The organism is Paenarthrobacter sp. MSM-2-10-13 (genome assembly GCF_011605365.1).
Taxonomy (GTDB): domain Bacteria; phylum Actinomycetota; class Actinomycetes; order Actinomycetales; family Micrococcaceae; genus Arthrobacter.
On record NZ_JAAOXO010000002.1, the window covers coordinates 85915 to 99585 of the forward strand.

Consider the following 13671-nt stretch of genomic DNA (forward strand, 5'->3'; position numbering starts at 1 on the left):
AGCGGAGCGCGTTTTGAGCCCTCAAAACGCGCACTGCTGCTTCTCAGTTGGATGAGGCGGGGCTTAGTGGCCCTGGAAGGCCTCGGCCAGCCACCACGATCCGCCGTCGGATGCTATCTTTGCGTCGATCACCAGGGGCCGGTCCTGGGTCCCGGCTTCGTAGACGGCAATCCACGGGCGAATCGCTTCCAGATCCGCCACGGTCCGCACCGTCACGCCTTCCGCCCCGAATCCACGGGCAATCGAGGCGATGTCCGTATCCGGGAACACCACGCTGGCGAGCTCGGCCTCTGTGTGCCCCGAAGCGAAGTGGTGGACCTCGGCTCCATAGGCGGCGTCGTTGTAGACGATGCACACCAGCGGCAGCTTCAGTCGCGTGGCGGTCTCCAGCTCGCTGATTCCCATGAGGAATCCGCCATCACCCGCGCCGAGAACGGGCAGGCGGTGCGGTTGGGCGAGGGCAGCGCCGATCGCCGAATACAGGCCCAGCCCGATTGCCTGGAATGCTTGGGTGAAGCAGAATCCGAACTCGTCCGGCACGGCAAGGTATTGGCTGGGGTAGCCCATGAAGTTGCCCGAATCCACTGCCACGATCCTCTCGGCAGGGAGCAGGGTGTCGAGTTCGCGGGTGAGGACGCGGGGATCGATGGACGTCGCAGTGGAAACATCCGCAGTGGAAACGTCCCGCCACCGCGAGCCCTGCTTGATGGCCAGTGCGTTAGCCTCGGTGCGGTACTTTTCCGCAGGTTCGGGCTGAACCGAGCGCAATGCCACCAACGCATCCCCAGCCGTCAGCGCCGAATCGCCCAAGACGCCCAGCGAGATGGGCCGGTTGGCGCCGAGCGCGGCATCTTCGACGTCGATCTGCACTACTTTGGTGCCAGCGGAAATCAGCCGTCCGTGCCGCATGGTCCACATGTTCAGCGCACAGCCCCACCCCACGATCAGGTCCGCGCCGCTGATGAACTCCGCCGTGGCAGGCGAGGAAAACCCGCCGGAAATGCCCAGGTTGTGGGGATCGCCGTTGAACAGTCCGCTCGCCACGGCCGAGGTCGCCACCAGCGCTCCGGCATGGCGCGCCAGCTCCAGGATCTGGTCCCTGGCACCGCGCCCGCCCCGCCCGGCAACGAACACCGGGCGTTCCGCTGCGGCGATCAGGGCCACCAACTGCTCAACGGCGGCAGCGTCCGGGCGCACCTTCAAGGGTTCAGGCGCGACGACGGCACTCACCTCGTCCGCGGCGCTGGCATTTTGCACGTCCAACGGCAGACTGAGGACCACGGTGCGGCGTTCATTCACTGCCGTCCGAAAAGCCCGCATGGTGTCTGCGACAGCTGTGGCGGGGGAGTGGATGCGCTCGGCCACGGCTCCTACGCTGCGGGCCAGGGCGTCCTGGTCGATCTTGAAGTTGGAGCGGATGGCAGCGGCCTGGGTGTCGGCGGTCAGCACGATCATCGGCGTCCGACTCTTGGCTGCCTCCCCGATCCCGGTGATGGCGTTGCTCAGTCCGCAGCCCTGATGGGTAGTGACCACACCCACCTTGCCGGACATCCGGGAATAGGCGTCGGCCATGGTGGCGGCACCGCCCTCGTGGCGGGCCGCCGTGAACGGAATGCCTTCCGCCATGAGCGTGCCGGTGACATCGAAGTTACCGGAGCCCACCACGCCGAAAACATGTCCGACGCCGAGCTTCGCCAGCGTCCTGCCCACCAGGGTGGAGACCCTTACTTCCGCGCTCATGCTCGCTCCACCGTGCCCTTTTCCACCAGTGCGTACACACGGCTGGGGCTACCCGTGCCGCCCACGATCGGCAACGGAGCAACCACCAACGTGGCACCGGTGACAGGAAGTCGATCCACATTCCGCAGCGAGGTGACGCCATACTTGTCAGCGCCGAGCAGGAACGAATGAACCGGGAACATCGGATCCAGGCCACCTGCCTGGCCGGCGTCGATGCCCACGGTTTCCACGCCAAAACCACTGATCGAGGCGTTACCGGCAAGCCACTTGGCACCCGCGGCGGAGACTCCGGGAGTGTGGGGTCCGGCGTCGTCCGCGTTGACGAAAGCCGCAGCGTCAGCGCCTCGAGCCGCCCAGCCCGTCCGGAAGATGACCCAACAGTTCTCCGGGAACGCGCCGTGCTCTTGCTGCCACTGTTCAAAGTGCTCCGGTTCCAGAAGGAAGTCCGGATCCGCGGCAGCTTCAGCGGTCTTGTCGATCACCACCAGCGGCCCCACCAAGCGGTGTGGTTCAATCTGGTCCACGGATTTGCCGTCCTTGCCCGTGATCCAGTGGACCGGTGCATCCAGGTGCGTGCCCGCGTGTTCGCCCACTGTGACGTCGTTCCACGCCCAAGCCGGGCCGGCGTCGTCGAAATTACTCACCGGTGAAACCGACAAGCCCACGGTGTTCGCGAACGGCTGCGGCAGGTTCAGGATGGGGGTCTCGGAACTGAGCGGCGTGGTGAGATCGATGATTTCCACGGAACCACTCGAGAGGGCTGCAGTGAGCCCGGCCAGAACAGACATTGTTCTCCTATCGCTTGCTTGGTTTAAGTGCTGCTTGAAGGCGGGAAAGTGGTGAGGGTAGTGCGGTCAGCTTTTGGGCTACCAAGTGTCCGGAACCGCCGGAAAGTCCGGGGCCGGGATGGGTCGACGCGCCGATGTGCCAGAGACCTTCGACGGCGGTTTGGTGTCCTGCCGCTGCGGGGAAGGGCCGCCAGAGCAGGTTTTGGAAGAGTTCCGCGGAGCCGCCGTAGGGGTCGCCGTTGACGGCATTGGGATTGGCTGCGGCCAGATCCGTCGGTGCCAAAACCTCCGAGGCCAGGACGGTTGCCCTGGTTCCCGGGGCGAAGTGCTCCAACCGGGCCAGGACCCGTTCCAGATAGCCGTGCTTCAGCTCGTCAGTCCAGCCGCCCGCAACGTCCAGTTGGCCGGCTGCGTCACCTACGGGCGTGAACGGGACTTCCTGGAGCTGCAACCACAACGTGGCTTTGCCCTCCGGAGCCCGCGACGGATCGAGGACGCACTGTTGGCCCACCACCACGGTAGGTTCGTTGGGCAGCAGACCCGCTTCAGCCTGGGCACAGGCGATTCCGGTGCTGTCAGAGCCATTGCTGATATGAACCAGAGGGACGGTGTTGAGCCTGGGATCGAGCCATTCCACAGGCTTGTCCACAGCAAGGTGGATCTGCATGGCACCGCGGCCGTTCTGGTAGCGTTCGGCGGCCTGGGCCGTACCAGCGGGTGGTTGCCGGAGGAGCCGGGTGTAGAGGGCTTGGGGCGAAACGTTCGCGAGCACCGTGCCGGCTGAAACCACGCCTTGGGATGTGCGGACGCCGGTGACGGCATCTTTGCCGGAAACCTCGGAGCCCACCAGGATTTCCTCGGCCTCCGCGCCCAGCATGATCCTCACCCCGTTGTCGCGCAGCAACGACTCGAACGCACCCACAAACCGCGAAGCACCGCCCGTAACCACGGGGAGCCCAAAGCTGTGCATGCTCATGGCCATTACTGGCAGCATGACGCCGCCTGTGGCTTGGTCCGGGCCGAGCCCTGCGTGCAGAAGCCAGGGTGACCACAGCTGGTCCGCTTCCCAGCCATCAAAACGGCTGCGGACATAGTTTCGTCCGCTCATCACGGAATCGCGGACGAAGGCTTCCGTCCCTTGGAAGCGCCCGCGTCGTAAGGCCCCCAAAGCAATCTTTGCCACTTCCCCAAAAGACCGAAGCTCTGCTCCGAAAGCCCCGAACACCGTTCCTGCGTTGCGGCCCAGATCATCAAACATTGCCAGATACGCAGCTTGGTCGCCGGGTTCCTTGAACGCAGCAGCTGTGGTGGCCGGGTCCCGCTCCGCGATGACCACGCGGTGGGCTCCGGTGGCCGGGTCCGCGGCAACGCTCGCTGTCACCGGGCCGGAGGTGTTGGAATACTCCAGGCCCCTGGCGTGCAGCTCCTTGCCCAGCGCCCCGTAGGCACCGCCGGACACGAACAACGGGTGCCAGGAGGAGAAGGAGTCGTGGATGAAGCCCGGAAGGGTCCGCTCGGCGGAATGGATGAAGCCACCAAGACGGTCAGAGCGCTCGATGATGCACACGCGCTTCCCGGCCAAGGCCAATTCTGCCGCCGCCACCAAGGAGTTGATGCCTGAACCGATGATCGCTACGTCAACTGAATCGTCCATAACCGCACCTTTCATAAGGGTGTGCCTAGAAATCCGGATGGCTGGCCGTGGCGTGATACTTGCCGCCGTGGAACACCAGGGGAGCACCGCCGTCGTGCTTGTAGCTTTCCACTTCACCCACGTAGATGACGTGGTCACCGGCGTCATGTCGCGAAACGGTGCGGCACTGGAAGGTTGCCACAGCGCCGTTCAGCAGCGGAACCCCAGCGATTCCTTCGGTGGTTTCCGCGCCCACGAACTTGTCCGTGGCAGGTGTTGCGAACTGCCGGGACAGGACGTGCTGGTCACTAGCCAGGATGTTGATGGCAAAGTGCGTTGCGTCCTCGAAATCACCCAGGCTGGGCGCCCGTTTGCTGGGGCACCAGAGCACCAGCGGCGGCTCCATTGACACTGAGGTGAAGGAATTGGCGGTCATGCCTACTTTTCGGCCGTCCGCCGCCACAGTGGTCACCACGGTGACGCCCGTGGCGTACTGACCTAGGGCGCTGCGGAAATCACGGACATCGAACACCGACGTGTCCTCTTCTTTCCTGGCCTGCATGAAGTCCGCGGCAGCTGCGGAGTCGAACCACCAGGGATACGACGTCCGGGGGTCATCAAAACCGCTCACGATGCTTGCTGCCAGTGCCGGATGGTCAGCGGCTTCACGGAGGAGCGTCTTCTGGTGATCACGCCGCGGCTTCAGGAGATCGTTGGTCCATTCCACGGCCCATTGCCCCCAGCCGCGCCAGAATTCGTCGAACGTCCGCTCCATCCATGGGCGGTCAAAAGGTTGCTGGCCGCGGCGAACAATCGCGTCAAGGTAGTACTTGGCAGCCAGGGTCGCGTTGTTGGAGCCCTGCCCGGTGAGGGGATCATTGAGGACCACGGCGTCGCCCAGCCCGAACACCAACGTGCCGTTGCCGAGCTCCCCGACGGCGGACCTCACCGTGGGCGTGATGCGTCCCAGGAGTGTGGCGCCGTCGTCAGTCAGTTCTGCCGTGGCGAAGTTTTCGGCCTCGTGCGGGAAATGCTCGCGCAGGATTTCCAGCGAACGCTCGAGCTGCTCTTCGGGGGTCCCGACGTCGGTCCAGCGGTCCATGGGGCCGCCCACCACGCCCTCGAACACCATCATGCGGCACGGGCCGGAGACGGTCAGGCCGGGGAAGGTAAAGAATTCGCCGACGCCGGGTGCCATGGACATGCGGATGGCGTCGCCCCCGCCGTCGGTACCTGTGGCGGACGAGCCGGCGGAAGCACCGCCGTCGGACGTGACGTAGTTCAGCGCCAGAACCCTTTGCGGCCGGTCGAAGGGCGATTTTGCCTTGTCCCGCGGGAAGATCTGGCCGATTTCGCCCTTGCCGGTGCTGACAATGACCAGTTCGTAGTCATGGGCGAGTTCTTCGAGCATCCTCGGGGTGACCTTCTCAATGCGGAAGTCGCCACCGGCTGCAACGAACGTCTCGATCCAGAGGGCACTCTTGATGCGCTGGTCAATGGACCGGGCGGGACCGTCCAGGGGTGCTTCCCACTCGATGGGTTCATCAGCATCCACGCGTAGCCGGATGGAGGTGATGCCAGGGACGGATCCGGATTCGTAGAATTCGGTGAGCGCCGTTCCCATGTGGGCTTCGGCGTCGAGGGCGGTTGAGAACATGCACTGGCTGGACATGACCTTGCCGGTGCGGATCTGGGCTGCGGACCGGTCGGACAGGAGCGTTACCGCGTAGCCGTCCCGTTGCAGGCCCAATGCCAGCTGGGCGCCGGATTCGCCGGCCCCTACGATTGCTATTTTTCGCATGGTTGAGTCCTTATTAGCAGGGTTGTGCTACGAAACTTTGGCGGCGGAAAGGTCTGCGAGGTAGCTCGCGGCTTTGTCCGGGTACATGAACCAATCCTGGAATTCCGGCGGATGGTTGAAGCCGTTGGCGAAGCGGTGCGCGATGTCCGGTTCGCTGTTCGCAGCACCCAGCAGCTCCAGGACATGCGGCGGAGGCGGGGCCAGGAGGGCATTTGTCCAGTGTGCAACGTGCTGCGCGTAATCCCAATAGCGCTCGAAGGTTGCCTGCATGAAGCTCGCATCGTAGGCGCCATTGCCGTGCCGGGTGATGCTGTCCAGATACGACGCCGCGCACTTGCTCGCGTTGTTGGAGCCCTGCCCGGTGATGGGATCGTTCAACACCACGACGTCGGCCAGGCCCAGTACCTGCCTGCCGCTAGGCAGTGTGGCAATCGGGTGGCGGACGGTGGGGGCAAACCGGCCTTGAAGGACGCCGTTGGGATCGGTCAGTTCCACATTCGTGGCACGCTCGGCTTCCCACGGCAGGAACTTCGAGAGGATGTTCTTGGAGTTCTCCAGGTGTTCCTCCGGGCTGAGCCCCTTCCACGTGTCCATCGGGCCGCCGGGTACGCCTTCGAAGACCATGATTTCGCAAGGACCGGTGGTGGTCAGTGCGGGGAACACGAAGTACTCGCCCACGCCCGGAATGAGGTTGAACGAGACCGCCGAGTACTCTTCGCGGGGTTTCAGGCCCGTCACATAGGTCAAGGCCAGGGCGCGCTGCGGGGCATCGTAGGTGCTGCGTTCGGCGTCGCGGGTGAACAGTTGGGCTATCTCACCCTTGCCGGCCGCCACGATCACCAGGTCCGAGGTCTGCGTGTACTTTTCCAGCTCAGCCACACCGGCATCTTCGAAGACCAGCTCGCCGCCGCGGGCTGTGAATTCTTCCATGAACTTGGGGAACTTCACCCGCTGATCGATGGACTTGGCGTGGTTGTCCAGTCGTGAGGCCCAGCTGATCGCCTTCTCACCCGGCAGCTCGGGGTGGGGGATGGTGAAGGAGATGCCGTCCACGGTGGGAGCATCGGGCCAGAAGTCCAGGCCGAGGGCCCGCTCGTTCTCAAGTGCGTTGTGGAAGATGCATTGGCTGGAGGCTACTTTGCCGCCAGCAATTTCCTCGGACGTGCGGTTGGAGATGGTGGTCACCTGGTAGCCGGCGTCCAGGAGTCCGATGCCCAGCTGAAGCCCGGACTGGCCGGCCCCGACGATGGTGATGTGGCGTTGCGTCATGGCGTTGCCTTTCTCTCTGGTGGAGGTTGTTGTGAAGCTTGGCGTTAGTTTGCTGCGAGCAGGGGAATAGCCTCTTCGGCTCGTTCCGGTCCCAAGGCGGAATAGCCGCCGTCAACGGCCCAATCGGCACCGGTGACGAAACTTGCTTGGTCACTGGCGAGGAAAGCGACGACGTCACCCACCTCGTGCGGGCGGCCGACCCGCTTGAGGGCGTGGAAGGGGGCCGCAACCGAGTCTGTCTTTTGGAGGTTCCCGTTGCTGAGGGAGTCCATGATGTTGCTCCAGACCCAGCCGGGGCTGACGGAATTCACGCGGATGCCGTCTTCTGCGAAGTCCACGGCCATGCTGCGGGTCACCTGAACCAGGGCTGCTTTGCTGGCCGGATAGAGCCATCGGCCGGTCTGGGCCACCGAGCTGGAAATGGAGGTGAAGTTGATGATGGCACCGTGGCCGGACGCCTTGAGGTAGGGTCGGGCCGCATTGCTCGCCACCACGGCGCTGACCAGATTGACGTTGAGTGCTTCGAGCCAGTCGGCTCGCCCGGAGGCTGCGCCGTCGTCCTTGTAGGTACAGGCGAGGTTTACCAGGACGCCGAGCCCGCCGTAGAGGGCCACGGTTTCCTCCACCAGTTCGCTGACTGCGGCATCGTCGGTGATGTCCGTGTGGGAATAGTGAATCCCTTCCCCGAGAGCTTTGGTGAGGGTGTCGCCGTCGGGAGCTATATCCGCAACCACCACCGTGGCTCCGGCGTCGCGCAATGAGGTCACCACGCCTTGCCCCACCTTGGTGGCCCCACCGGTGACGATTGCCGTCCTGCCTTCGAGTGCTGACATCTGCCGAACCCTTTCTCTCGCGTTCCGTGTTACGTAAATATGACGTGCGTCATATTCACTCTTGAAGTGACTCTAGGTTGCCCTTCTCCGGCGGAATATCCACTTGGCGCAGTGATCATCCGAATTACGCAGGTTCTTCCTCTTCCTCGTGCCAACCAACCCATGCCGCGGAAGTGAGGTGGGTTTCCCTGGCCTGAAGCTCCGCCGCCCAGAGTTCGAAGTGGCTCCTGTCCCATTCGTCTCTGCGGTCATGTACCACCTTGATGTTCTTCACTGGTCCTCACCCCGCTTCCGCCGCTGTTATGGTGCTGTGAGCTGCGTCATACTTGTCTTAAAAGCGACTCTAGACAGCTGTTGGACTCCGGAATATCCAGTTGGCGCGAGGATCGTCCGATAAGCGAAAAGCTGCACAAGACCCTGTGAAGTAGGTGGCGGATGGTGAGGATTCTTCCCCGTGATGTGCTCCGGGGTCGCCCAACCATGGCCACCACTGACGTGGACGAGGCACACGCCAGGATCGCCGAACTGTTCTGCAGCCACGAGCTTGCACCACTGACGCGCCAGTCCTCGGTGGACATGAAGTTGCGCTCCCTGCACCGGGGTGACGTGGGGATCGAGTTCCTGGACTACGGAGCCGACGTCCGGATTGAGCCCGAGGGCCTGCAGGATTTCCACCTGGTGCAGATCCCGTTGGCAGGGCACGCATCCATGAAGGTGGGTGCCAGCACGGTGGAGTCGGGTCCCCGGATGGCCACTGTTCCTCCGCTCCACCGTCCCTTCTCCATGAGCTGGGACGGCGGAAGTCCGCACCTCATTGTCTACGTGCGTCGTTCAGCGGTTGAGCGGGTGGCGGGTCAGCTTTATGGCCATGGCACCGTTGATCTGGGCTATGGCATGGACCTTTCAGGTGCCGCCGGCCGCGCGTTCTTGAGGTCCGTCGTCGAGCTTCATGACGACATGATCAGCCAGCCACGTACCACTGCTCCCGCGTTTGTGCAGGGGCTGCTGGCGGACAGCATGGTGTCACGCCTGCTGATGGCCATGGAGTTGCCCGGTGATGAGACCCGGGACGCGGAATCTGAAAGCCGCCTGGTCCGGGAGTTCCGCGAGCTGTTGGACCGGCATGCTTTCGAGGAACTTACCGTGCCGGACATCGCCGAGTGCTTGGGTGTCTCGGTTCGAACGCTGCAAACGGCACTTCGGGCGGAAACTGGAGCGACGCCGTCGGAGTTGCTGCGCAGTATCCGGCTGGACCGTGCCCGGGAGATGCTCCTGGAGGCGAGCCCCCGCGAGCAGAGTGTCACGGCCATCGCGGAACTCTGCGGCTTCACGCACCAAGGGCGCTTCTCTGCGCTCTACGTGAAGGCCTTCGGAGAGCTACCCAGCGAGAGCCTGCGCCGATGACGGAAAGCTATCGGCGAGCATAATCCAACAGCGCCCCCATCCACTGACTTGAGCAGAGCTACCGCGTCATTGTGGTCCTGGCCCTGCGCGAAGTGACCGAGCCGAGCAATGCAGATGGCGTCAGAGGCGGCGATTCCTGCGTGGATGCAGAGGGTTGCCACGGCGTCGGCAACTTCGTAGTGATCTTCAGCAAGTTCGAGGGCATCCATGGCCACCCGCTGGAACTGCGCGGCCTTGCTCAAGCGACCTCGGCGGATACTTTCGCTTCCCGGTGTGGTCCTCATCTAAGCGCCAGTACCAGCGCGGAGAACGCGGCGCAACCACGTTCCATCGCCGAAAAGTGTGTCGCCCTCATCGATGATGGACTCGAAAATCGACGAAGGCGTTACTTCCGACTCCAGGAAGACAAAAGGCCGCGTGTCGTTGCCCGTCCAGGCGCTGATTTCGCCGGCCAGAGTGGCTATTCTGGTTTCGGCCTGCAACTCGTTGACGTCGTTCGGAAGGGCGATGAACAGGTCTATGTCGCTATCGTTTCGCATGTCATTACGTGCGGCCGATCCATAAATCGTGACGACAATCGGCGCGAATTCCCACAACTCGATCTCTGTCCGAATGCGCTCGATGAGATGGTCTTTTGCGCTGGCCATCTCCTCGACTGCTTTGGCCAAGAGGTGATGACGATTGAGGCGGAAAATGTGAGTTCTTCCGGCAACTTTCTCTACGACAATGCCTTGATCGACCAAGCGGGCGAGTGCCTTGCGGACTCCGGCGAGTGAGCTGGGCTCGGGAAGGAGGCTGCAGATGCCGGGGGCGGTGAAGTCGGCATCAGCCCGCGCAAGGACGTACAGCGCACCCATATCCAGCGACGGGCTGATGGCAGTCAAGGGGTTCTGCAGGCGCAAGATTCCTCCTATGTCTACTATTGTGCACTTATAGACACAATAGTAGACCTCGCGGCGAGTGTCAGTGCCAGCTACGCCTCCAGAACGTACGTCTTCAGATCGTCCAGCGTCTGCTGCATGTGCGCGTCCATCGCGAGACGGGCCTCGTTGGGATTGCGCGATTCCAAAGCCGCGGCGATCTTCCGGTGGTGCCCGATCGCGTGTTCCTGGATTTCCGGGAAGGCTGAAGTCTCGGCGCGCCGGGCTTCCAGGACCCTGTGCAGGGGTTCGAAAAGCACTGCCACAAACACGTTGCCTGAAGCGTGCAGGATCACGTCGTGAAAGGCGAGGTCGGCTTCGACAAACCCGGCGAGATCGTTGACTTCGTGGGAGGCCTGCATCTTTTCCACGTGGTCCCTGAGTGCGGCGAGCTCATCATCGGAGATGCGCTCGGCGGCGAGTTCGCAGGCGCCGGTTTCGAGCATGCGGCGGAGTTCAATCAGATGGATCGCAGCCGCCGCGTCCTTGGTTCCTTCAGACGCCGCACGCAACACAGCTTCCAAGGAGGCCCACTGGTTGAGGGGGTTAACAAACGTTCCGCGGCCGCGTTCAACGCTGAGGATTCTCTGGGCCTCAAGGGTTTTCATGGCCTCGCGCACTGTCATGCGGCTTACTTCGTGTTTGGCGCTGAGCTCCAGCTCGCCCGGTACCACTGTTCCGGGCGGAAATTCGCCCGCGATGATCCTGTCCAGCAGCTCATCGGCCACGACGCCCACCAATGACTTGCGTGCCATGTGTCCCCATTTCCTGTCCTTCAGACCGCCCGGGTCCCCGTGGATTACCCTCGGGACGGGCGGATGTCAGACATCTTACGCTGGCGGTGGCCAGCTTGTTTCCCAAAATTCAAGGAGCGCCTCTGCGCAGTGTTCGGGCTGTTCCCAGTGGACGTTGTGGCCGGCGCCGCGAATGGCCGCCAACCGGCGACCCGGGCTTGCGGCCACGAACGCGCGCATTTGCTCGATAGGGCGCACCCGATCTCCAGTACCGGCGATCACCAGTAGTGGCGCGCGGACGCGCCCAGGCACTGAAGGTTCGACGCCGGTCATGGCCGCCACCGCGCTGGCGGACAGAATCGGAAACGGAGTGTCGAACCCTGTGCTGAGCCGCGCCATGTCTGCTGCGGCCAGCTCTCCATACCAGGCGTTCATGAGCTTCACTACGGTCCCGGCGTCGAAGAACCCCTGATCCAGCTGAGTCCTGAGCACCTCCTTGAACCCCTGATTCTGCGGCACCGGCGCCATGCCCACAAGGGTCAATGAAGCCACCAAGCCGGGGCGGGCTGCCGCAAGCGTCAACGAAACACTGCCACCCATCGAATGTCCCACCACATGCACCGGACCGCTGGCCCGGTCATCAAGGGCCGCGGCCACCGAGGCCGCTGCCGAGTCCAAGGTCCATTCGAAATCCGGCGGCAATTCATCACCCGGGTGGTAGCCGGGGAGGTCCAGAATCCAAACTTCCCGGCCGGCGTCGAGCAACTTATTCGCGAGCGGTTCCCAGTAGACGGAACCGGACGCCCAGCCATGGATCAGGACTGCCGGAATGGGCTGACCTGCGGGAACGGCAGGGGTGAGGACGTTCACGAAGGGGAGCGGAACAGCGCTGTCAGCCATCCTCTTAGCCTAGTGATGCGCAGCACCTTGCGCGGTGAGAAGCCGTGTGTCACACTAATTCAAATGTTAGATGTCTGACATCTTACATTCACTAAACCGCAACAGAGATTTCCCACGATGGAGTGCATAGTGACCCTTGAAGCCGACGTTCTGGCCGCTTTCCCGGCGGAAGTCCAGATTCCTGCTCAGTTGGTTGCCGACGCCGTGACGGCGTCTGCCGCGGACGCACCAAAGATCCTGGTGGTCCTCGACGACGACCCCACGGGAACGCAGTCAGTTGCGGATCTCGCTGTGCTCACCCGCTGGGACGTGGAGGACTTCACCTGGGCGTTCACCCACATCCGTGCGAACCAGACCAAGCCCGCGGTCTACGTCCTCACCAACACCCGCAGCCTTGACCCGGCCGAAGCCGCAGCGCGCAACGAGGAAATCGTCCGCAACGCTCTGGCTGCCGCAGCCGCCGGCGACGTGAAGCTGGGCTTCGTGAGCCGCAGCGACTCCACCCTCCGTGGCCACTACCCGCTGGAGCCGGACGTCATCGCCGCCACCGTCGCTGCAGAAACCGGCGAACCCACCGACGGCGTGGTGATCGTTCCGGCATTCCCCGACGCCGGCCGCATCACCATCGGCGGTGTGCACTACATGCGCGCCGACGCCGGCGCACTGACTCCCGTGGCTGAGACGGAATTCGCCAAGGACGCGAGCTTCGGTTTCGCCAACTCCGAGATGGCCAAGTATGTGGAGGAGAAGTCGCAGGGCCGGTTCCCCGCGAGCGACGTGATTGTCCTGGACCTGAACATCATCCGCGCCGGAGCGTCAGCGCAAGATCCCACCATCTCCGCCAAAGCGATCGCCGACGCCCTGGAATCCGCCACCAACTCCACGCCGATCGTGGCTGACATCGTCACCGAGAACGACTTCCGTGCCCTCGCCCTGGGCTTGGAGGAAGCAGAACGCCGCGGCAAGAAGCTGCTCTACCGCGTGGGCCCGCCGTTCGTCCGTGGACGCATCGGCCAGGAGATCCGCACTGCGCTGACCTCGGAAGAAGCCTTCGCAGGCAACACTCCCTCCTCAGCCGGTGGCTTGATCGTGGTCGGCTCCCACGTTGGCGTCACCACCCGGCAGCTCAATGACCTCACGGCTCAGCACAGCTCGGCCCGGATCATCGAGATCGACGTCGAGAAGCTCATTGCCGGAACCAAAACCGAGGGCGAAGCAGAAGCCGACGCTTACATCGAAACCGTCGTGTCCGACGTCGTCGACGCTCTCCGCGAGGGCGACGTCATTGTCCACACCAGCCGCCTGCTCATCAAAACCGACGACGCCGCAGCGAGCCTGAAGATCGCCCGCACGGTTTCGGCCGCCGTCGTGGCCGTGGTGAACCGGACACTCAAGACCTTCCCGCCGCGGTTCGTCATCGCCAAGGGCGGCATCACGTCCTCGGACGTGGCGGCGCACGGCCTGGAAATCCGCCACGCGATTGTCCGCGGACCCATGCTGCCGGGCATCGTCTCGCTGTGGGAGCCGGTGGACGGTCCCGCCAAGGGCATCCCTTACATCGTCTTCGCCGGCAACGTGGGTGACGACCAGTCCCTGACCCAGGTCACCCGCAAGCTCAGCGCCACTTTCTAAAAGCACACATTCAATGG

General features: G+C 63.5%; 13 protein-coding genes. 2 read left to right on the forward strand and 11 right to left on the reverse strand.

From position 1 onward, the window contains the following. Positions 1-63: 63 nt before the first annotated feature. From HAV21_RS06120 to HAV21_RS06150, 7 genes are all read right to left on the reverse strand, one after another. Entirely contained in the window at positions 64-1740 is a 1677-nt protein-coding gene (locus tag HAV21_RS06120; RefSeq protein WP_166841035.1) for a thiamine pyrophosphate-binding protein, read from the reverse strand. Continuing rightward, positions 1737-2528: a cyclase family protein gene (locus HAV21_RS06125; RefSeq protein WP_166841037.1), complete on the reverse strand. Its 792-nt coding sequence runs from the start codon at positions 2526-2528 to the stop codon at positions 1737-1739. Before HAV21_RS06125 ends, HAV21_RS06120 begins: the two co-directional genes overlap by 4 nt. Positions 2529-2535: 7 nt before the next feature. Continuing rightward, positions 2536-4182 (reverse strand): NAD(P)/FAD-dependent oxidoreductase, encoded by a 1647-nt coding sequence (locus HAV21_RS06130; RefSeq protein WP_166841039.1) that lies wholly within the window; start codon positions 4180-4182, stop codon positions 2536-2538. Positions 4183-4207: 25 nt separating this feature from the next. After that, positions 4208-5962, reverse strand: a complete 1755-nt coding sequence (locus HAV21_RS06135; protein WP_166841041.1) for a flavin reductase — start codon at positions 5960-5962, stop codon at positions 4208-4210. A 27-nt stretch (positions 5963-5989) separates the two neighbouring features. Continuing rightward, positions 5990-7231: a styrene monooxygenase/indole monooxygenase family protein gene (locus HAV21_RS06140; RefSeq protein ID WP_166841043.1), complete on the reverse strand. Its 1242-nt coding sequence runs from the start codon at positions 7229-7231 to the stop codon at positions 5990-5992. A gap of 44 nt (positions 7232-7275) precedes the next feature. Beyond that, positions 7276-8064 (reverse strand): SDR family oxidoreductase, encoded by a 789-nt coding sequence (locus HAV21_RS06145; RefSeq protein WP_166841045.1) that lies wholly within the window; start codon positions 8062-8064, stop codon positions 7276-7278. A 124-nt stretch (positions 8065-8188) separates the two neighbouring features. Beyond that, on the reverse strand, positions 8189-8338 hold the full coding sequence (locus tag HAV21_RS06150; protein ID WP_166841047.1) for a hypothetical protein: 150 nt from the start codon (positions 8336-8338) through the stop codon (positions 8189-8191). Positions 8339-8544: 206 nt separating this feature from the next. On the opposite strand from HAV21_RS06150, the gene HAV21_RS06155 reads away from it, so the two are divergent. Next, positions 8545-9468, forward strand: coding sequence for an AraC family transcriptional regulator (locus tag HAV21_RS06155; protein WP_243753150.1), 924 nt, complete (start codon positions 8545-8547; stop codon positions 9466-9468). On the opposite strand, the gene HAV21_RS06160 is transcribed toward HAV21_RS06155, so the two are convergent. The 4 genes from HAV21_RS06160 to HAV21_RS06175 all read right to left on the reverse strand — a co-directional run bounded on the left by HAV21_RS06160 (position 9420) and on the right by HAV21_RS06175 (position 12022). Continuing rightward, positions 9420-9752: a hypothetical protein gene (locus HAV21_RS06160; protein ID WP_166841050.1), complete on the reverse strand. Its 333-nt coding sequence runs from the start codon at positions 9750-9752 to the stop codon at positions 9420-9422. The genes HAV21_RS06155 and HAV21_RS06160 overlap by 49 nt on opposite strands. Further along, positions 9753-10370 carry a nucleotidyltransferase domain-containing protein gene (locus HAV21_RS06165; protein WP_243753151.1) on the reverse strand — a complete coding sequence of 206 codons (618 nt, stop codon included), beginning with the start codon at positions 10368-10370 and terminating at the stop codon, positions 9753-9755. A gap of 71 nt (positions 10371-10441) precedes the next feature. Then, on the reverse strand, positions 10442-11143 hold the full coding sequence (locus tag HAV21_RS06170) for a FadR/GntR family transcriptional regulator (protein ID WP_142937074.1): 702 nt from the start codon (positions 11141-11143) through the stop codon (positions 10442-10444). A gap of 75 nt (positions 11144-11218) precedes the next feature. Beyond that, complete coding sequence (locus HAV21_RS06175; RefSeq protein ID WP_166841052.1) at positions 11219-12022, reverse strand: alpha/beta hydrolase; 804 nt, start codon at positions 12020-12022, stop codon at positions 11219-11221. Between the two features lie 129 nt (positions 12023-12151). Here HAV21_RS06175 and HAV21_RS06180 point away from each other — a divergent pair, with 129 nt between their 5' ends. Next, complete coding sequence (locus HAV21_RS06180) at positions 12152-13654, forward strand: four-carbon acid sugar kinase family protein (protein WP_166841053.1); 1503 nt, start codon at positions 12152-12154, stop codon at positions 13652-13654. Positions 13655-13671 lie beyond the last annotated feature (17 nt).

Bases quoted from the DNA above. Each gene is read 5' to 3' on its own strand.
- HAV21_RS06120 (WP_166841035.1), bottom strand. From the start codon at position 1,740: ATGAGCGCGGAAGTAAGGGTCTCCACCCTGGTGGGCAGGACGCTGGCG.
- HAV21_RS06125 (WP_166841037.1), bottom strand. From the start codon at position 2,528: ATGTCTGTTCTGGCCGGGCTCACTGCAGCCCTCTCGAGTGGTTCCGTG.
- HAV21_RS06130 (WP_166841039.1), bottom strand. From the start codon at position 4,182: ATGGACGATTCAGTTGACGTAGCGATCATCGGTTCAGGCATCAACTCC.
- HAV21_RS06135 (WP_166841041.1), bottom strand. From the start codon at position 5,962: ATGCGAAAAATAGCAATCGTAGGGGCCGGCGAATCCGGCGCCCAGCTG.
- HAV21_RS06140 (WP_166841043.1), bottom strand. From the start codon at position 7,231: ATGACGCAACGCCACATCACCATCGTCGGGGCCGGCCAGTCCGGGCTT.
- HAV21_RS06145 (WP_166841045.1), bottom strand. From the start codon at position 8,064: ATGTCAGCACTCGAAGGCAGGACGGCAATCGTCACCGGTGGGGCCACC.
- HAV21_RS06155 (WP_243753150.1), top strand. From the start codon at position 8,545: ATGGCCACCACTGACGTGGACGAGGCACACGCCAGGATCGCCGAACTG.
- HAV21_RS06160 (WP_166841050.1), bottom strand. From the start codon at position 9,752: ATGAGGACCACACCGGGAAGCGAAAGTATCCGCCGAGGTCGCTTGAGC.
- HAV21_RS06170 (WP_142937074.1), bottom strand. From the start codon at position 11,143: ATGGCACGCAAGTCATTGGTGGGCGTCGTGGCCGATGAGCTGCTGGAC.
- HAV21_RS06175 (WP_166841052.1), bottom strand. From the start codon at position 12,022: ATGGCTGACAGCGCTGTTCCGCTCCCCTTCGTGAACGTCCTCACCCCT.